This is a genomic window from Pseudomonas sp. FP1740, assembly GCF_030687165.1.
In the GTDB taxonomy this organism is placed as follows: domain Bacteria; phylum Pseudomonadota; class Gammaproteobacteria; order Pseudomonadales; family Pseudomonadaceae; genus Aquipseudomonas.
In genome coordinates this window covers 2,891,555-2,910,639 of the sequence record NZ_CP117461.1, presented here as the reverse complement: position 1 = coordinate 2,910,639, position 19,085 = coordinate 2,891,555, and the positions used below count along the sequence as shown (strand labels likewise).

18 protein-coding genes are annotated in these 19,085 nt (G+C 61.7%); 6 read left to right on the top strand and 12 right to left on the bottom strand.

The features are described from left to right. Nucleotides 1–4: 4 nt before the first annotated feature. From pqqB to PSH69_RS13250, 9 genes are all read right to left on the bottom strand, one after another. Nucleotides 5–919 carry a pyrroloquinoline quinone biosynthesis protein PqqB gene (pqqB, locus tag PSH69_RS13290; protein ID WP_096480060.1) on the bottom strand — a complete coding sequence of 305 codons (915 nt, stop codon included), beginning with the start codon at nucleotides 917–919 and terminating at the stop codon, nucleotides 5–7. Nucleotides 920–972: 53 nt separating this feature from the next. Further along, entirely contained in the window at nucleotides 973–1,044 is a 72-nt protein-coding gene (gene pqqA / locus PSH69_RS13285) for a pyrroloquinoline quinone precursor peptide PqqA (protein WP_081499480.1), read from the bottom strand. 265 nt (nucleotides 1,045–1,309) lie between these two features. Continuing rightward, nucleotides 1,310–2,830: an aldehyde dehydrogenase family protein gene (locus PSH69_RS13280; protein WP_305412415.1), complete on the bottom strand. Its 1,521-nt coding sequence runs from the start codon at nucleotides 2,828–2,830 to the stop codon at nucleotides 1,310–1,312. Nucleotides 2,831–2,976: 146 nt separating this feature from the next. Further along, entirely contained in the window at nucleotides 2,977–4,752 is a 1,776-nt protein-coding gene (locus PSH69_RS13275) for a PQQ-dependent methanol/ethanol family dehydrogenase (protein WP_305412414.1), read from the bottom strand. A 315-nt stretch (nucleotides 4,753–5,067) separates the two neighbouring features. Then, nucleotides 5,068–6,006 carry a quinoprotein relay system zinc metallohydrolase 1 gene (locus PSH69_RS13270; protein ID WP_305412412.1) on the bottom strand — a complete coding sequence of 313 codons (939 nt, stop codon included), beginning with the start codon at nucleotides 6,004–6,006 and terminating at the stop codon, nucleotides 5,068–5,070. A 15-nt stretch (nucleotides 6,007–6,021) separates the two neighbouring features. Further along, a complete protein-coding gene (locus tag PSH69_RS13265; protein ID WP_305412410.1) occupies nucleotides 6,022–6,771 on the bottom strand; it encodes a quinoprotein dehydrogenase-associated SoxYZ-like carrier in 750 nt (249 codons plus the stop codon). After that, nucleotides 6,768–7,646 (bottom strand): ABC transporter substrate-binding protein, encoded by an 879-nt coding sequence (locus PSH69_RS13260; RefSeq protein WP_305412408.1) that lies wholly within the window; start codon nucleotides 7,644–7,646, stop codon nucleotides 6,768–6,770. Before PSH69_RS13260 ends, PSH69_RS13265 begins: the two co-directional genes overlap by 4 nt. Before the next feature lie 3 nt (nucleotides 7,647–7,649). After that, a complete protein-coding gene (pedF, locus tag PSH69_RS13255; protein WP_105345547.1) occupies nucleotides 7,650–8,108 on the bottom strand; it encodes a cytochrome c-550 PedF in 459 nt (152 codons plus the stop codon). 103 nt (nucleotides 8,109–8,211) lie between these two features. Continuing rightward, nucleotides 8,212–8,340 (bottom strand): hypothetical protein, encoded by a 129-nt coding sequence (locus tag PSH69_RS13250; protein ID WP_305412407.1) that lies wholly within the window; start codon nucleotides 8,338–8,340, stop codon nucleotides 8,212–8,214. 159 nt (nucleotides 8,341–8,499) lie between these two features. Here PSH69_RS13250 and PSH69_RS13245 point away from each other — a divergent pair, with 159 nt between their 5' ends. The 6 genes from PSH69_RS13245 (at nucleotide 8,500) to PSH69_RS13220 (ending at nucleotide 13,722) form a co-directional block, all read left to right on the top strand. After that, nucleotides 8,500–9,684 carry an ABC transporter substrate-binding protein gene (locus PSH69_RS13245; RefSeq protein ID WP_305412406.1) on the top strand — a complete coding sequence of 395 codons (1,185 nt, stop codon included), beginning with the start codon at nucleotides 8,500–8,502 and terminating at the stop codon, nucleotides 9,682–9,684. 33 nt (nucleotides 9,685–9,717) lie between these two features. After that, a complete protein-coding gene (locus tag PSH69_RS13240; protein ID WP_305412405.1) occupies nucleotides 9,718–10,677 on the top strand; it encodes a YVTN family beta-propeller repeat protein in 960 nt (319 codons plus the stop codon). Further along, entirely contained in the window at nucleotides 10,674–11,417 is a 744-nt protein-coding gene (locus PSH69_RS13235; RefSeq protein ID WP_018929710.1) for an ABC transporter ATP-binding protein, read from the top strand. Before PSH69_RS13240 ends, PSH69_RS13235 begins: the two co-directional genes overlap by 4 nt. Continuing rightward, nucleotides 11,414–12,205 (top strand): ABC transporter permease, encoded by a 792-nt coding sequence (locus PSH69_RS13230; RefSeq protein ID WP_305412404.1) that lies wholly within the window; start codon nucleotides 11,414–11,416, stop codon nucleotides 12,203–12,205. Before PSH69_RS13235 ends, PSH69_RS13230 begins: the two co-directional genes overlap by 4 nt. 237 nt (nucleotides 12,206–12,442) lie before the next feature. Then, on the top strand, nucleotides 12,443–13,000 hold the full coding sequence (locus PSH69_RS13225) for a PQQ-dependent catabolism-associated CXXCW motif protein (RefSeq protein WP_305412403.1): 558 nt from the start codon (nucleotides 12,443–12,445) through the stop codon (nucleotides 12,998–13,000). Nucleotides 13,001–13,056: 56 nt separating this feature from the next. After that, a complete protein-coding gene (locus tag PSH69_RS13220; protein WP_018929713.1) occupies nucleotides 13,057–13,722 on the top strand; it encodes a response regulator transcription factor in 666 nt (221 codons plus the stop codon). Between the two features lie 63 nt (nucleotides 13,723–13,785). On the opposite strand, the gene nahK is transcribed toward PSH69_RS13220, so the two are convergent. From nahK to PSH69_RS13205, 3 genes are all read right to left on the bottom strand, one after another. After that, the gene (gene nahK, locus PSH69_RS13215; protein WP_305412826.1) at nucleotides 13,786–16,380 is read right to left on the bottom strand and encodes a hybrid sensor histidine kinase/response regulator NahK/ErcS'; all 2,595 of its coding nucleotides are present in this window, start codon (nucleotides 16,378–16,380) and stop codon (nucleotides 13,786–13,788) included. Then, nucleotides 16,349–17,512, bottom strand: coding sequence for a nitric oxide-sensing protein NosP (gene nosP / locus PSH69_RS13210; protein WP_018929715.1), 1,164 nt, complete (start codon nucleotides 17,510–17,512; stop codon nucleotides 16,349–16,351). Before nosP ends, nahK begins: the two co-directional genes overlap by 32 nt. Before the next feature lie 313 nt (nucleotides 17,513–17,825). Continuing rightward, nucleotides 17,826–19,010, bottom strand: a complete 1,185-nt coding sequence (locus PSH69_RS13205) for a porin (RefSeq protein ID WP_305412400.1) — start codon at nucleotides 19,008–19,010, stop codon at nucleotides 17,826–17,828. Between the last annotated feature and the right edge of the window lie 75 nt (nucleotides 19,011–19,085).

Sequence of the window (19,085 nt, the reverse complement as noted above, 5' to 3'; positions counted from 1 at the left end):
TCCGCTACAGCTCAATACTCATGCCGTCATAAGCCACTTCAATCCCCCGCCGCTCCAGCAACGCCCGCTCGGCCGAGTCTTCGTCGAGGATCGGGTTGGTGTTGTTGATGTGGATCAGCACCTTGCGCTGGCGATTGAAGCCCTCCAGCACTTCGAGCATCCCGCCGGGACCGCTTTGCGGCAGGTGGCCCATTTCGCGGCCCAGGCTCTGGCCGACTTCACATACGCGCATTTCATCGTCGCGCCACAGCGTGCCGTCCAGCAGCAGGCAATCGGCGCGCTGCATCCAGCTCAATACCTCGGCATCGACCTGCCCCAGACCCGGCGCATAGAACACCGATGCTCCGTTGCGCAGGTCTTCGATGAACAGGCCGATGGTGTCCCCCGGCTGCGGGTTGCCACGGTTGGGGGAATACGGCGGCGCGTTGCTGACCAACGGAATGGCGCGAAATTGCAGGTGTTGGCAGGCTGCGATGCTGAACGGCTCACGGTCCAGTTCGATGGGTTGCCACTGCAAACCACCGTTCCAGTGCTTGAGCATGGTGAACAACGGGAAGCCGCTGCTCAGGTCTTCGTGCACCCGCTCGGTACACCAGACCGAATGCGGGCAGCCTTCGCGCAGGCTCAACAGGCCGGTGCAATGGTCGATCTGACTGTCCAGCAGGACCACGCCGGCAATCGCCGTGTCACGCAAGCGTCGGGCCGGTTGCAGCGTCGGGAAGCTTTCGAGTTGGGCGCGGATGTCTGGTGACGCATTGCAGAGTATCCATTCCACACCGTCGTCGCTCAGGGCAATGGACGACTGCGTGCGGCGTTGCGCGTGCAGGGTGCCGCGGCGCATCGCCGCGCATTGACGGCAGTTGCAGTTCCATTGCGGAAAACCGCCGCCGGCGGCGGAACCGAGAACGCGGATGTGCATGGCAGGCTCCAGAAAGCAGGCCCGGCCAACGCGACGGCTGACCGGGCGATCAATCAACGGTTGGCGAAATACATCGTCACTTCGAAGCCAATGCGCAGATCGGTAAACGCGGGTTTATGCCACATGGGTCATTCCTCTTCTTGTGCCGGACGATTCCGGTAGAGCCATTAATGCACGGGGCGCCAACTGCCCGAATGCTACTTTCGAAGGAGGTGGCGGCGTGCGTTGGTAGGGGGTGTTGCAAGGCCTTCAAGCACACACAGAACCCATGCGGGAACGGGCTGATGTGGCTAGGGGGCTTGCCTGTGGTGAGGAGCAAGCTCCCTCGCCACAGGCAAGCCCCCTGGCTACAAAGGCTCGTCCCACAGGGCTTGTGGTGTGCTTATGGGGTTAGAAGAACCCCAGCGGATTGATGTCGTAGCTCACCAGCAGGTTTTTGGTCTGTTGGTAATGGTCGAGCATCATCTTGTGGTTCTCACGGCCGACACCAGACTTCTTGTAGCCACCGAACGCGGCGTGGGCCGGGTACAGGTGGTAGCAGTTGGTCCAGACGCGCCCGGCCTTGATCGCCCGGCCCATACGGTAGGCGCGGTTGATGTCGCGGGTCCACAGGCCGGCGCCGAGGCCGAACTCGCTGTCGTTGGCGATCGCCAGGGCTTCGGCTTCGTCCTTGAAGGTGGTGACACCCACCACCGGGCCGAAGATTTCTTCCTGGAACACGCGCATTTTGTTGTGGCCCTTGAGCAGCGTCGGCTGGATGTAATAGCCGCTGGACAAGTCGCCTTCCAGACGCTCGGCCGCACCGCCGGTGAGCAGCTCGGCGCCCTCCTCCTGGGCGATTTTCAGGTACGAGAGGATCTTGTCGTATTGCTGCTCGGACGCCTGGGCGCCGACCATGGTCTCGGTGTCCAGCGGGTTGCCACGCTTGATCTTGACGATCTTCTTCATCACCTCGGCCATGAACGGCTCATAGATCGACTCCTGCACCAGCGCCCGCGACGGACAGGTGCAGACTTCGCCCTGGTTGAAGAACGCCAGCACCAGGCCTTCGGCAGCTTTTTCGATGAACTGTGGCTCGGCGTTCATGATGTCTTCGAAGAAGATGTTCGGCGACTTGCCGCCCAGCTCAACGGTGCTTGGAATGATGTTCTCGGCGGCGCAATGCATGATGTGCGCGCCCACCGGGGTGGAACCGGTGAAGGCGATCTTGGCGATGCGCTTGCTGGTGGCCAGCGCTTCACCGGCTTCGCGACCGAAGCCCTGGACGATGTTCAGCACACCGGCCGGCAGCAAATCGGCGATCAGCTCGGCGAACACCATGATCGACAGCGGCGTTTGCTCGGCGGGTTTGAGCACGATGCAGTTGCCCGCAGCCAGTGCCGGGGCGAGTTTCCACGCGGCCATCAGCAGCGGGAAGTTCCACGGAATGATCTGCCCGACCACACCCAGCGGTTCGTGGAAATGATAGGCGGTGGTCAGTTCGTTGATTTCAGCGGCACCGCCCTCTTGAGCGCGGATGCACCCGGCGAAGTAGCGGAAATGGTCAGCGGCCAGCGGCACGTCGGCGTTGAGGGTTTCGCGCACGGCCTTGCCGTTGTCCCAGGTTTCGGTGACGGCGAGGATTTCCAGGTTCTGTTCGATGCGGTCAGCGATTTTCAGCAGCACCAGCGAGCGATCCTGCGCCGAGGTTTTGCCCCAGGCATCGGCGGCGGCATGGGCGGCGTCGAGGGCCTTTTCGATGTCGGCGGCGCTGGAGCGCGGGAACTCGGCAATCACTTCACCGGTGACCGGTGAGGTATTGGTGAAGTACTCGCCATTGATCGGGGCGACGAACTCGCCGCCGATGAAGTTGCCGTAGCGTGGTTTGAAGGAAACGATGGCGCCGGGTGTTCCAGGTTGTGCGTAGATCATGATGGGCCTCTGTCTGGGTCGATGCTATTGGGTAGTAGGTGATCGTTCCCACGCTCTGCGTGGGAATGCCTCAAGGGACGCTCCGCGTTCGGCTCTGGAGGGGACGCAGAGCGTGGGAACGATCAGTAGGTTTGTGGTTGCCAGGGTTAGTGCTTGGCAACCAGGTCCTTCGGCAGCTTGAAGGTCCACAGCATGCCGCCCTGGTTGAAGTCCTTGACGCGCTTGGCCACTTCGCCGCCCCACAGCGGTACTGCGCCGCCCCAACCGGAGAGCACCGATACGTATTGTTCGCCGTCCATTTCCCAGGTGATGGGCGAGCCGAGCACGCCGGAGCCGGTCTGGAATTCCCAGACTTTCTCGCCGGTCTTGGCATTGAACGCCTGCAGGAAGCCTTCAGGCGTGCCGGTGAATACCAGGTTGCCCTTGGTGGTCAGTACCCCGCCCCACAGCGGCGCGAAGTTCTTGTGGCGCCAGACTTCCTTGCCGGTTTTCGGGTCGATGGCGCGCAGCACGCCGATGTAGTCTTCATTCAATGGTTTGATGGTGAAACCGGCGCCGAGGAACGCCGCGCCTTTTTTATAGGCGATGCCTTCGTTCCAGATGTCCATGCCCCACTCGTTGGACGGCACATAGAACAGGCCGGTGTCGCGGTTGTAGGCCATCGGCATCCAGTTTTTCGCGCCGAGGAACGCCGGCGCTACAAACACCGAACTGCCTTTGGCCTCGGAACCCGGGGCACCCGGACGGCTGGCCTCGTTGTAGATCGGCCGGCCGTTTTTATCCAGGCCACTGGCCCAGGTGATCTTGTCCACGAACGGGAAGCCGCGGATGAACTTGCCGTTGGTACGATCCAGTACGTAGAAGAAACCGTTACGGTCAGCGGTGGCCGCGGCTTTGATTTCCTTGCCGCCTTCGTTGTAGTTGAACGACACCAATTCGTTCACACCGTCATAGTCCCAGCCATCGTGCGGAGTGCTCTGGAAGTGCCATTTGATCGTGCCGTCATCCGGGTTCAGCGCCAGGCGCGAGGACGAGTAAAGGTTGTCGCCAGGGCGCAGGTGCGAGTTCCACGGTGCCGGGTTGCCAGTGCCGAACAGCAGCAGATTGGTTTCCGGGTCGTAGTAGCCGCCCAGCCAAGGTGCCGCGCCGCCGGTTTTCCACAGATCGCCCGGCCAGGTCTTGCCCGCTTCGCCGCCGGAGATGCCGTTCTCTACCGCTTTGCCGTCCTTGTAGACGTAGCCCATGTGGCCTTCGACCGTTGGCCGGGTCCACAGCAGGTCGCCGTTTTTCGGGTCGTAGGCTTCGATCTTGCCCACCACCCCGAACTCGCCACCGGCAACGCCAGTGATCAGTTTGCCGTTGATCACCAGGGGCGCGGCGCTGATGGAGTAGCCTTCCTTGTGGTCGGCGACTTTCTTGCTCCATACCACTTTGCCGGTGTCCTTGTTCAGGGCCACGAGCTTGGCGTCGAGGGTGCCGAAGATCACCAGGTCGCCATACAGCGCCACGCCACGGTTGATCACGTCACAGCACGGACGGATGTCATCCGGCAGGCGCGCATCGTATTGCCAGAGCTTGCGGCCGGTGCGCGCATCCACGGCGAACACCCGTGAGTAGGAGCCGGTCATGTACATCACGCCGTCCTTGATCATCGGTTGCGCTTGCTGACCGCGCTGTTTTTCACCGCCGAACGAAAAGGCCCAGACCGGGCGCAAGTCTTTCACGTTGTCGACATTGAGGGTGTCCAGCGGGCTGTAGCGCTGACCCTGGACGCCCAGACCGTTGGTGACGACCTGCTCCGGGTTCTTGGGGTCCTGGAGAATGTCTTGATCGGTGACGCCGGCCAGTGCGGTGCCTGACAACAGCATGGCACTGAGCAGCACGCTCAAGACGAAGGGTTGGCGACGTGCGGGTTGGGTCATGACGGCTACCTCTGCGGTTTTTGTTATACCCGGGAAATTTTCCCGGTCTGGTGCAGATTCTTGGGCGCCGCCGCCCTTGCAACAATTGCCCGCAATGCGGAGATTTCTAGTTCCTTGGTAGCGGGTCGGATGATGCCAACCAACGAAGGCTCACCATTTGTAGCAGCTGGCGGAGCCTGCGTTCGGCTGCGCAGCAGTCGTAATCCGGCTTGCAAGGTTTGCCTGATAAACCGCGAGTTCTGATTTTACGACTGCTGCGCAGCCGAACGCAGGCTTCGCCAGCTGCTACAAAGGATGCGTCGTATCTGAGATGGACTACTGATCCTTGCCGGAATCGACTCGGCTCATCCGCGCGCGCTCATAGCGCGGGTACAAATGGCTGACGCTACGGATCAGTTCATAACGGCTCAGGCTGATCCCGGCGAAACGTTCAGGAATGGGACTGCGGATCATCTCGGCCATGTCGCTGCCGTTCGCCGCACCGTCGCGCATGAGTTGATCGAGCCATGAGAGGTAATCGCGCATCTGCTCGAACGGTTTGCTATCCGTGGCCACCGGGCCATGACCAGGCACAATCAGCGTCCACGGCAGCCCCTGAAGCGTGGCGATATCCGCCAGCCACACCGATAACCCGGGACTGTTGGGCGTGGTCAGGGCCCGTTGATAAAACACCAGATCCCCGGCAAACAGCACGCCGGTTTTCTGGTCGAGAATAGCCAGATCCGCGCCGGTGTGCCCACCCAGACTCAGCAGGCGCAAATCGTGGTTCCCAAAACTGTGCACGCCGGGCGTCAGGGTCTGCGTCGGCAACACCACTTCAGTGCCGCGCATCCAGTCGCCCACCAGTCGATACATGTTCTCGGCCATCGCATCACCCTGTTGATGCAACAGCTCGGTGGTGCCGGCCAACGCGCCGATCGGCACGTCGGTGAACGCCTGATTGCCCAACACATGGTCGGGATGGTGATGGGTCAGCAGCACCTGGATCACCGGTTTATCGGTGGTTGCGGCAATCGCTTTGCGCAGGGCTTCGCCGTAGCGCTTCGATGGCCCGGTGTCGATCACCACCACGCCTCGCTCGGTGACGATGAACGCGGTGTTGACGATGTTGCCGCCGTTGTTCCTGGCGAAATTATCGGTGCTGCCCTCCAGCAGCCAGGTGTCTTCGGCAATCTGCCGGGGCTTGAGGGCGTAATCGGGATCGGCCAGGGACGGCAGGCTCACACAGATGAACAACAACAGCATCCAGCGCATCTCACGCTCCTTGGGTCAGGGTATGGCCGCATCGAATTGATTGCCGCTGTTGTCGCGCAGTATCAGGCGCGTCTGCCCCGCACCTTCGATGTCGAAAGCCAGGTTGGGGTTTTCGCTGACCGCCGGGAACAACTCCAGGTGCGCCAGCAACTGATCGTTTTGATCTCGCAGCTCGGCCTGGTTGATGAAGAACTCAGGGATGCCGCTGACCATGCCGTTATCCATCGGATGCGCCACTTGCAAACGCACGCGACTGAACTCACCACGGGGATAACGACCGCCGAGCACTTCGCCGATGTGTTCTTCCCAGCCCGGCTGGGTGCGCACCACGCTCGGCGCCGTGCAACCGCCGCCGGCCGCGTCGATCAGGGTCGAACCGACGTGCCACAGCCCGTCGCGGGTCAACACCGCCGCGCGCAATGGCGTGGCCTGTTCGACGCGGATGCGGATCGACAGCCAGGGCAGCACACCGGACAAGGGCTTGAAGTCGACGATTTTCGGCAACGGATTGAGTTCGGCCCAGGCGAGGATTCGCACCACCTCGCCCTTGAACGCCCGGGCATCGATTTCCAGCGGCACTTGCCGGGCGTCTTCGGCGAACGGCGGCGTCAGCAGCTTGACCCGCTCGTCAAACACAAACGGCGCGTCGCCGAGCATCTGCTTGTGATAGAACGCCCACATCACCGAGGGCACCGGATCGACTTCAACCGCCTGCGCGGCCAAGGGCAACCAACAGGCCAACAGCCAACGCGCGCGCCAGTTCATTGTTGATACATCTCGGGTACGTCATAGCGCAGGCCATAATGGGCATAAATGCTTTTGACCGTGCCCTCGCGAATCAACGCCTCCAGTGCCTCTTCCACGGCATAGGCCAGTTGCCGGTTGCTTTCATGCACCGCCATGCCGATCTCCCAGCGTTGCTTGCCCATGTTCGGGTAGGCGTTTTCCGCCAGCGCCACTTGCGGGTCGGCGGCCTGATGCACCTGCCAGTCGATCTCGCCGCGCATCGCCATCACCGCGTCGACTTCACCGGCCTTCATCGCGGCAAACGCCTGGGGCACACCGGGGTAATGGTGGGTCTTGGCGGCAAGCATGCCGTTGAACACCGAGGTCAGGTAAAACGAAGGCACGCTGTCGACTTCGACGCCAATCGGGTGCTGCTGGAACACCGCGACGCTGGCCACCGAGTCCAGCCGACGACGGTCATAAGCCACTTGCCATTGCTCGGTCTGGTACGGCCCGAACATCACCACATGCCCGTTCTCCAGTTCGCCCAGCTCATTGCGTTTCTGTGAGTAATCGCGGTCGTAGGGCACGCGCATCATCAGGTCGGCCAGTTGCTGATTGTGCAGCTGACTGGCCCGCCAGATATAATCGCGCAAGTCGTCGTCGAGCTTCTCCCCGGCGGGTGCCCAGATCAGTTTCAGGCGTACCCCCATGGCCTTGGCCAGGGCCTCGGCCAATTCGACATCGACCCCGCGAGGCTGGCCGGCGTCTTCGAAACTGTAGGGGGCGAAATCCTTGTAGACCGCGACTTTCAGCTCGGCGGCGGCGATCATTTCGTCATAGGTTCGGACCTGTGCCTGCGCTGTCTGGCAGCACAACCACACAGCGCTGATCAACACCGCGAGCAGGCGCATGGGTCACTCCTCGACGTGCACGCTGTCCAGGTAGGTGCGTACCGCCCACAAAGCTTCCTGACTCAAGTAGTCGGCCATCTTCGGCATGTACACCCGGCCATCACGCACCGCGCCATGGCGCACCCGTTCGACGAACCACTCGTCACCGGCTTCGGCGACGTCGAGCTTGCGCAAGTCAGGGGCGATGCCGCCGGACTTGGCTTCCAGGCCATGACAGGCCGCGCAGTTCTGGTTGTAGGCCGAAGAACCGATTTCCAACGCTTTATCGTGCTCCGGGGAGGAACGATAGGGGTTTACCGCCGCCCAGCCATCGGCATCGACCTGCACACCGGCATCCTTGATCGGGGTCAGTCCCTTGGTTTCGACGGCCTGGGGTACCACGTTGCCGTGGGCCCAGACGGAACCTGTGCTGATGAAACCGGCCAGTAGTCCAACGAGCAAGGCGTTGCGTTTTGTTGTCATTGTTATGCCCTCAAGATTGCACGCAAAACCTCTTTGAAGAGGCTATGGCAGCCATCTTAGGAACGACTTTGCAGCAACCCCATGCTGCTTTGGTGGCCGCGGCCTACTCCCTTGGTAGTAGCGCTTGTGGCGCAGACCCCACCGATACCGGTCGCGCGCCGTGAAGCTTGTCGATGCCGATCAGGGTCAGGATCAGCAACAACGGCAGGAGCAGTGCCTTGAGAATTCGCATGGTCAATCTCCCCCCTTGAGTGATGGCCGTTGTAACCCATGCTAAAACCGCGCCGCCCGGGGTGAGTTACTACCTTGGTACTGGCCCATCGGTACTTTCTGCATATTTCCCCACCCGTCCAGGGTTCCTATGCTGGCGCTACCTGTGATGGAGTGCCTTATGCGCCAGCTCGCCCCTTATGCCTTGATCTACCTGCTGGCGATTGCCTGCGCTGCCGGGCTGGCGACCCAGAGTCAGGCGGCGGATGCACCGTTGCAGGTGCGGATCGGCTATCTGGGGTATCGCCCCGATCCCGGGCCATTGCTGTCGAACGTTATTCCTGAACCGACCGATGCAGGCCTGCGGGGCGCGGAACTGGCGATCATCGACAGCAACAGCACCGGGCGTTTCCTCAATCACAGCTACAGCCTGGTCAGCGCCAGCGTCGACAATCCGGATGCGCTGATCGACGCGGCCAAAGCCCAACACGAACAAGGCCTGCGTCTGTTTGTGGTGAATGCACCGGTGCAAACCCTGCGCCGACTCAGCGCCGTGCTACCCGACAGCCTGCTGTTCAATGCCGGCAGCCCCGATGACAGTCTGCGCACTACCGACTGCCTGCCGAACGTGCTGCACAGCCTGCCAAGCCGCGCGATGCTGGCCGATGCGCTGGCGCAATTTCTGGTGCTGCGCAAATGGCAACGGGCGCTGCTGATCGTCGGCCCCACCGCCGACGATCAAGCCTATGCCGCCGCCCTGCGGCGGGCGGCGAAACGCTTCGGCCTGCAACTGGTGGCGGAAAAAACCTGGAGCTTCGATAACGACCAGCGCCGCAGCGCCCAGGCCGACATGCCGCTGTTCACCCAGACCGCCGAATACGACGTGGTGCTGGTCGCCGATGAACGCGGCGACTTTGGCGAGTACGTGCCCTACCAGACCTGGTACCCACGGCCGGTCGCCGGCACCCAGGGCCTGACCCCGGTGGGCTGGCACAAGACCGTGGAAACCTACGGTGCCGCGCAGTTGCAAAAACGCTTCGAAGCCCTGGCCGGGCGCTGGATGAACGATCGGGATTTCGCCGCGTGGATGGCCGTACGAAGCATTGCCAGCGCGGTGGGCAAACTGCGTCAGGTCGATGCGATGGCGATCCGTACGCTTGAAATCAGCGAGCAATTGCCGCTGGACGGCTTCAAGGGTCGCAAGCTCAGTTATCGGCCATGGAACGGTCAGTTGCGCCAACCGATCCCCATCGTGCAACCCCGGGCACTGGTCAGCACTTCGCCGCAAGACGGCTTCCTGCACCCCTTCAACGAAATGGACAGCCTGGGTTACGACAAAGCCGAGGTCAGCTGCCGCTTTCCCTGAAAGCTCTACCACCACAACAATAAGGAATCTGCCATGCGCCGCACCCTGCTTTCATGCGCTCTACTGCTCGCCGCCGGGCATGCGGCAGCCAGCACTGCCTGGGTCTCCAACGAAAAGGACAACAGCCTGAGCCTGATCGACATGCAGACCCTGCAAGTCACCGACACCCTGCCCGTCGGCCAGCGCCCGCGCGGCCTGTTGCTGTCCCACGACAACAAGCTGCTGTACATCTGCGCCAGCGATTCGGACCGGGTCCAGGTGATGGACGTCGCCACGCGCAAGATCATCAAGGAACTGCCCTCGGGCAAAGACCCCGAACAATTCGCCCTACACCCCAACAATCGCTGGTTGTATGTCTCCAACGAAGACGATGCGCTGGTGACGGTGATCGACACCGAAACCTCCAAGGTGCTCGGGCAGATCAACGTCGGCGTCGAGCCCGAAGGCATGGCCGTCAGCCCCGACGGCAAGTGGGCGGTGAACACCAGCGAAACCACCAACATGCTGCACTGGATCGACACCGGCACCCAGACCCTGGCCGACAACACCCTGGTGGATCAACGGCCGCGTTTCGTCGAATTCAATCCCGATGGCACGCAGCTCTGGGCCTCGGCGGAAATCGGCGGCACGGTGACGATTCTCGACGTCGCCAGCCGCAAGATCCTCAAGACCCTGAGCTTTCAGATCAAAGGCGTGCACCCGGACAAAGTCCAGCCTGTCGGCATCAAACTCAGCGCCGACGGCAAGTACGGCTTCGTCGCCCTCGGCCCGGCCAACCATGTGGCGGTGATCGACGCCAAGACCTTCGAAATCGTTGATTACCTGCTGGTGGGGCGACGGGTCTGGCAGATGGCGTTCACCCCGGATCAACGGCAATTACTGGCCACCAATGGCGTCAGTGGCGATGTGTCGGTGATCGATGTCGACACCCTCAAGGTCAGCAAATCGGTGAAGGTCGGGCGCTATCCATGGGGCGTGGTGGTGACGCCATGAACGCCCTCGAGGTCAGCGACCTGAGTTTCGCCTACGGCCCGCGCGAGGCCTTGCGTCAGGTGAGTTTCAGCCTGGCACCCGGGCGTTTTGCGGCGCTGCTTGGGCCCAATGGCGCGGGCAAATCCACTCTGATCGCCCTGCTCACCCGCCTCTATGATCTGCAACGCGGTGATATCCGGGTCGGCGGCTGCTCGTTGCGCGACGCGGCACGCCCGGCGCTCAAGCAATTAGGGGTGGTGTTTCAGCAAAGCACGCTGGATCTGGACCTCAGTGTCGAGCAGAACCTGCGTTATCACGCGGCGCTGCATGGTCTGTCCCGACGCCAGACCGGGCTGCGGGTCGACGCTGAGCTGGCGCGTCAGGCCCTGACCGAGCGCCGTCGCGAGCGGGTCCGCGAACTCAATGGCGGCCATCGCCGGCGGGTGGAAATCGCCCGCGCGTTGCTGCACGAACCACGCCTGTTGTTGCTTGACGAGGCCAGCGTCGGCCTCGACCCGGCCAGTCGCCTGGCGCTCAATCAGCACATCCGCAGCCTGTGCCGCGAGCAAACCATCAGCGTGCTCTGGACCACTCATTTGCTGGATGAAGTGCAGCCCAGCGACGACTTGCTGATCCTGCATCAAGGCCGTTTGGTCGCCAGCGGACAAGCTGATGCGCTGAGCCTGGAACATGGCGGCGACCTCGATTCGGCCTTCGCTCGCCTGACCACCTCGGCCCCTTCAGGAGCAGTCAGCAGATGAACGCTTACTGGCAATGTTTCAGCGGCATCGTGCTGCGCGAATGGCTGCGCTTCGTGTTGCAGCGCACGCGGTTTCTCAGTGCGCTGGTACGGCCGTTGCTGTGGCTGCTGGTGTTCGCTGCCGGGTTCCGCGCGGCACTGGGCATCGCCATCATCGAGCCCTACGACACCTACATTCCCTATGAGGTTTACATCATCCCCGGCCTTGCCTGCATGATCCTGCTGTTCAACGGCATGCAAGGTTCGTTGTCGATGGTGTATGACCGGGAGATGGGCAGCATGCGCGTGCTGCTGACCAGCCCCCTGCCCCGGACCTTTCTGCTGTGCAGCAAATTACTGGCGACGTCGCTGATTTCGTTGTTGCAGGTGTACGCCTTCCTCGCGATTGCCTGGCTGTACGGCGTGCAACCGCCGGCCATGGGCCTGTTGCTGGCGCTGCCGGGGTTGCTGCTGGTGGCGTTGATGCTCAGTGCGCTGGGCCTGTTGCTGTCCAACGCCATCCGCCAACTGGAGAACTTTGCCGGGGTGATGAATTTCGTGATCTTCCCGCTGTTTTTCCTGTCGTCGGCGCTGTATCCGCTGTGGAAAATGCGCGAGTCCAGCGAGTGGCTGTATTGGCTGTGCGCCTTGAACCCGTTCACCCATGCGGTGGAACTGGTGCGGTTCGCGCTGTACGAACGCTTCAACCCCTTGGCGCTGGCGGTGTGCGCGGGGCTGACGCTGGTGTTCGCCCTGCTCGCCGTGCTCACCTTCAACCCGCAACACGCCGCCTTGCGCAAATCCAGCTAACAACACTATCCGGATCGTTCCCACGCTCTGCGTGGGAATGCAGCCAGGGACGCTCCGCCTCCCAAGAGCGGACGCAGAGCATCCGGTGAGGCATTCCCACGCAGAGCGTGGGAACGATCAGCACCCGGCAATCCAGGGCAAATTACTACTTTGGTACTGGTTTACCTGTCTATCGTCGCATTCACAACGCATCGCTACTGGCATGTAATGGGTTCATAACTATAAGGACTGACCCCTATGCCGCGTGCCCGACGTGTTCTGTTGCGCCCTTCTCTCGCTGCGCTGTCGCTGAGCTTGTTGCTGGACACCGCGCAGGCCGAAACAGCGCTGTTCTCCGCCGGCGGCTATCGCATCGGCCTGTACCGCAGCCCGACCCCGACTCAGCTCCAGGGCGCGAGCATCATCGACACGCCCGCCCTGCAGAGCCTGCTCAAGCAGACGCCCCGGCCGGTGCTGATCGACGTCTACCGCCGACAATGGCTACAGGGCCGTTTCATCGAAGACCAGCCCCACGAAAACCTGCCCGGTAGCCATTGGCTGGCCAATACCGGTGACGGTGATCTGACGCCCGACTGGCAAGACTATTTTGCGCGTAACCTGAACACATTGACCGCTGGCGATCCCGCGCAACCGTTGGTCTTTTACTGCCGCTCCGATTGCTGGTTGAGCTGGAACGCGGTAAAACGCGCTGCTTCCATGGGCTATAAAACACTGTATTGGTACCGCGACGGACTGGATGCCTGGCAAGCGGCGAATCTGCCCGTGACGCAGGCGAAGCCCGAGCCTTTTCCCTGACTTGAGCACTTGCGTGTTGTTGCCACACCCTGAAAAAAATAATGAGGTGAAAGGCCATGTACAAAATTCTGATTGCCGACGATCACCCGCTGTTTCGCGAAGCCATTCATAACGTCATTAGCGACGGTTTCCCCGGCAGCGAGGTCATGGAAACCGCCGACCTCGACAGCGCCCTGGCCCTGACCCAGGAACACGACGACCTGGACCTGATCCTGCTCGACCTGAACATGCCCGGCATGCACGGCCTCAATGGCCTGATCAACCTGCGCAACGAGGCGCCGACCATTCCCGTGGTGATCGTCTCGGCCGAACAGGACAAGCAGATCGTGCTGCAAGCCATCACCTATGGCGCGGTGGGGTTCATCACCAAGTCCTCGCCACGGGTGCAGATGACCGAGGCCATCCAGCAGATTCTCAATGGCAATGTGTACCTGCCCCCAGACATCATCCGCACGCAAAAAAGTGGCGCCAGCCGGCGCATGAGCGAGACCCCGAGCTTCCCGCCGGAGCTGCTCCAGGCGCTGACCCGCAAACAGTTGCTGGTGCTTGAGCGCATGACCAAGGGCGAATCGAACAAACAGATCGCCTACACCCTGGAAATCGCCGAAACCACGGTCAAGGCCCACGTCTCGGCGATCTTGCGCAAACTCAATGTGCACAACCGGGTGCAGGCGATATTGAGTGCCGGGGATATTGATTTCGGGTCGTATCTTCGGCGTTGAGTTCGATCGTTCCCACGCAGAGCGTGGGAACGATCAATGGCGCCAGCGAAGACACCAGAAAGCTCAAGGCCTGCCGAGCAAATGACTCATCGCCGTCTTGAGCTTCATCGGCCGCACCGGTTTGTGCATCAGGGTGTGGCCCAGTTCGCGGATCTGTTGTTTGAGTTCGTTGCTGTAGTTGGCGGTGATCATCATCGCCGGGATCGCCGAGGCACGACGGGCGTTGATGCGGGCCACGGCGTCGACACCGTTCTGCTCGTCATCCAGGTGATAGTCGGCGATCAACAGGTCGGCTTCGGCGTGGTAATTGTCCACTTGCCGCGCCAGGTCCTCCTCCGACAGCGCCGTGACCACCCGGCAGCCCCAACCTTCGAGCAAGGTGCGCATCCCGGCACAAATCGCCGCGTCGTTGTCCAGCACCCACACCCGCGCACCGCGCAGGCGCTCGAGCATCGGTTCACTCATCAACAAACTCGGCAATGCCTTCGGCGCCGTGGCGCTCAAAGGCACTTCGACGGAAAACATCGAGCCCTGGCCCGGCCATGAACGTACGTGAATCCGGTGCCCGAGAATACGCGCGATTTTCTCGACGATCGCCAGGCCCAGCCCCAAGCCGCGATCCTGATCGGGGCGCTGCACGTCACCGCGTTTGAACTCCTGGAAAATCTCCTCCAGACGGTTTTCGGCAATGCCCATGCCGCTGTCCCAGACTTCAATCGTCAACCGCTGGTGATGCCGCCGGCAACCGAGCACCACCCGCCCGCTGTAGGTATAGCGAATGGCGTTGCTCAGCAGGTTGCGCAGGATCCGCGCGAGCAACTGAATGTCGCTGCGCACCAGCGCCGAACACGGGATGAAATGCAGCTCGAGGCCTTCACTGCGGGCCACTTGGGTGTATTCGGCGGCGAGGTTTTCCAGCAATTCGCTGAGGGCGAACGGCGCAATGTCGGCCTTGATCACCCCGGCATCCAGTTTGGAAATATCCACCAGCGTGCCCAGCAGGTTTTCCACGTCTTCCAGGGAATTGCTGACATTGCGCACCAGATTCTCGTTGGCCACCGGTTCCCGGCGTTCCAGCAACGCGCTGGTAAACAATCGTGCGGCGTTGAGCGGTTGCAGCAGGTCATGGCTGACGGCAGCGAGAAATTTGGTCTTCGACAGGTTGGCCTGCTCGGCCTCGAGCTTGGCCTCGCGCAAGCGTGATTCCACGCGGCGGCGCTCGTCGATTTCGCGCAATAGCTGGTCATTGAGGGTGGTCAGTTCGGTGGTGCGTTCGCGTACCCGCAACTCAAGGTTCTGATAGGCCTGATGCAACGCCTCGGCGGTGCGGCGGCGCTCGGTGATGTCGCGGATCAGTACGAAAATCCCGACCACTTCCCCGCTGGCCAGGCGATTGGGTACGTAGGAGCGCAGCATGTAGCGCTCCTGATTGTTGATATTGGTTTCGGCAAACTCGAACGTCACGCTTTCGCCGGCCAGGGCCCGGGCCACATAGGCCTCGAGGCGCTGATAGTGCTGCTCGCTGTGCACTTCGCGCAGGCTCTGCCCGAGCATTACGCCCCGGGGCCAGCAGTACCATTCTTCATAGACTTTGTTGGTGAATTCATAGACCAGATCGGCATTCAGGTAGGCGATCAGCGCCGGCACATGGTCGGTGATCAAGCGAATCCAGCGCTCGCTTTCGCTGAGGGCTTCGGCGTGCTGATAGCGTTCGGTGATGTCAGTAAAGGTGTTGACGAAGCCGCCGGTGGGCAACGGATGGGTGCGGATTTCCAGGACCCGGCCATCGTACAGGCGCTGCTCGCATTCCTGCACGTACCGGCCGTTGGCATCGCGACTGGCCGGGGTCAGCAGGTTCAGTTCACTGTCGGCGATCACCTCGGCGAACGGCCGATGGGCCGCCACCGGAGCCAGGCCGCTGAGTTCCAGGAAGCGCCGGTTCCACAGTTCCAGAATGCCCTCGGCGTTGACCATCGCCACCCCTTGGGACAGGTTGTCGACCGCCCGTTGCAACAGGTGCGACTTCTGCGCCACGGCCTGCTCGCGGCGCAGGGTTTCGCTGAGTTTGACGTCAGTAATGTCGGTGAACAGGATCACCCGCCCGCCTTCCTGGGTCGGCCGCTCGCTGACTTGCAGCCAACGGCCATTGTGCAGGCGATAGAGCAGGCTTTCGTCGACAGGCGACCGGGGTTCTTCACTGAACAACCCGGTCGAAGTCATCAACCGTTTGACCTCACTCAGGCGCATGCCCGCGTTGATCCGTACCCGGCTGTTACCCCAAAACGCCTTGAAACGGCTGTTGAACAGCACGATCCGCTGCTCGGCATCGAACAGCACAAAGGCGTCGGAGATGCTTTCGATGGCGTCGATCAAGTGTTGATGAGCGGTTTCGGCCCGTAGCCGCGCTTCGCTGAGCAAATGGTTGCCGGCCTTGAGTTCGGCCATGGCCTGGTTCAGGGCGTCGGTGCGCTCACGCACCTGTTCGGCCAGCACCACCGAATGCTGGAACGCCGCATACGGGTCGTTGCCCCGGGTGATACCGGACTCGATGCGTTCGATCAACGCGTCATTGATGCGCTGCAATTTTTGGTTTTCGTGCCGCAGGCTGGCGATTTGCGTCTGAAGGTCAGCGCTGTCCAGGGGCGCGTCCTCGGGCAATGGCAACCCCGGTGAAGGTCTGGTTGATGTGCATGCCATTGAACTGTTCTCCGTAGGTGTTGAAACCCATCACCTGCTGGTCCCGCAAAAACGCGCCGATCTGCTCGAGACTGCCGGCGTCTTCCAGTTCCAGGCGCCGGAGAAAACAGTCACAGCCGATGGTCAGCAACAAGTCCCCGAGACGCTCGCGCAAGCCCTCGAACAGGCCTTGCAGATTCGGCAGCATGGGGCCGGGTTTCATGACGGTGAGGACGATGCCGTTTTCCACCGCACAGTAGAAACTCAGGCTCAGGTCTGGATGAACCTGCTGGATCGCCCGCACGTAATACTGATCGTTGATCCGCACCGCCAACGGGTGTGCGGCAAAGGTCCGGTAATCGAGGTCGGCCACCGCCACGCCGATATGCCGGGCGTACTCCTCGGCGGCCGGTTCGGCGTTGAGCTCGAATACCCGGCGCGAAGTGCTGTCGGCAGCGGTGACCACCAGCTTTTCGGCCCTGGGCAGGATGTGGTGGGTGGTGAAGACTTCGAAGTCCAGCCAGGTATTGACCAGCACCACCACCGCCGCGCCGCTGTGAAACTCGCCGCCGAAATACACATGGGTGTGGGTCAGGTAATTGTCGTCGCCGGCCGAACCGCCGAAATGCGGAATATCGCCCAAAGCCGCGCTCAAGGCAGCGAGCACCATTTCTTCACGACTGGACAAGCCATCGAGCAGGGTCAGGGCAAAGCTGTTGCCCTTGATCGGCGCCAGGGTATTGCTGCGACAACCGCTGACCAGGCGCTCGACCATTTGCTGGGCATCGATCAGGCTGAAATGCTCCATCTCATCGATCAGTTCGGTAGAGATGGAAAAGTGCCGATGATCGAAGCCCACCGCGGTCACGCAGCTGCGGCCATAACCTTGGGGGGTGATTTCGCCGGCACTGGTGCAGCCCACCAGCCGGATGCCGCCGAAACTCTGCTGCAACGCCTGCCCCAGCGCCTGCAAGTCGTACTCGGCGGAACAGAAGAACAGCACGAAGCCCAAATGCGGGTGCAAGAGTTGTCGCGCCAGATCCTGCGCCGCTTGCTGCGCATCGATGGCCTGGGACATGGCACTGACCACACCGTCACTCTGAACCTGCTGCATCGTCGCCCCTCGCCTGTATGAGGCTCGAGTGTACGAAGCCTGCGGGTGGTGACGAATGCTACTTGGGTAGCGGGTGGGTGGTTCGATGGGATGAGAGGGGGATTTGCACGATTGCGTGGCTGGAGCTTTTGTGGCGAGGGGGCTTGTCGGAACGCCGCATCGCCCCGTTGGACTGCGCAGCAGTCCCCGAAACTGGCCGATGCGCGACCAAAATCGGGGCCGCTTCGCGACCCAACGGGGGCAAGCCCCCTCGCCACAGCAAGCTCCCTCTCCACAGAAAGCGCTCTCGCCACAAGGAGTGGTTAGTCAGCCCCTACCAGGTCAACACCGCCCCCACCGCAAAGGTATCGGTGTTCTCATTCTGGGCGCTGGTGTCGTGGCCGTTGATTTCGAACTGGTTGTACTCGGCCACCAGCTTGAGGTTGTCGTTGACGTCATGGAACAGCGCAACGCCGCGAGTCTCATAATCGGCGCCGCTGCCGACCACGCCGTTACCGTCGTCCTTGGTCTTGCCATAAGACAAGGCCAGACGGTTCTTGCCCAGTTTGTAGGAGCCCTGCAACAGGTAGCCGTCGCTGTCGACATTGCGCAAGGTCGGCTCGCCGGCGTTGTTGGTGAAGAACGGGTTAATGCCTTTGGCCTGGAAACCGGAACCGGTCAGCGACAGCCCGCCCATCTTCGCCTGCACACCGTAACCGACACCTTTGGAGGTGACGGACTCGACGTTGGAGTCGGTGTTGTCGGAGGTCTGGTAGCTACCGTTGAGCCAGCTGTAAATCTTCGCTCCGCCGAGGTCGAACTGATAGGTGATCTCGCTCTCGGTACGCGGGTTCTTCTGGTAGGCCTTGCCGGTTGCGCTACTGTCGTTGGTGTCGACCGGGTCCATTATCCCCACCGCGACCCGCAAGCCGTCCATCATTGGGGTGCGATAGGTAATCTGCGACGTCGGGAACGGGTACGGATAGCCGCTGCCGATATTGCCGAACGACACCCCGCCGCCGTCCACCAGGCCCAACGTATCGCTGACCTGACCGTAACCGGCGAGCAGTTCGTCGAGCAGGATGTTGGAGCGGGCAAACAGGCCGAAATCCTTGCCGATCAGCACCTCGCCCCATTCCGGGTTGGCCACCGTGCCGTAGAACTGCCGCACGTCGATGGCGGTGTCGGTGCCGTTGGTTTCGCTGTCGTTGATGGTCACCCAGAACGAGGCCCGGGCGCCGAGCTTGAGGTCATCGACCTGCTTGCCCATGTTGAAACCCAGATAGTTAGGTAAAAAGCCCATCTTCACCCGCGCCTGGCGCCGGTCGTACTGATCGCCGGCCCGGTCCACGTTGCTGTTGACGTAGAAGGCGTTGATGTAGCCATCGGTAGAGAACGTGGTCTGGTCCTTGTCATACAGCATGATTTCGGCCTGGGTGATTGAGCTCAGGCCCAGGGATGACAGACTAACGATGAAAGCCGGCAAGAAACGATGCTTGAAGTTCTTATTGTTGTGCATGACGCGCTCCGCTACGGGGACTTGATGTCGGAGGCGATTATCGAAAGCGGACAGGCGGCGTCATACGCTGCCTTG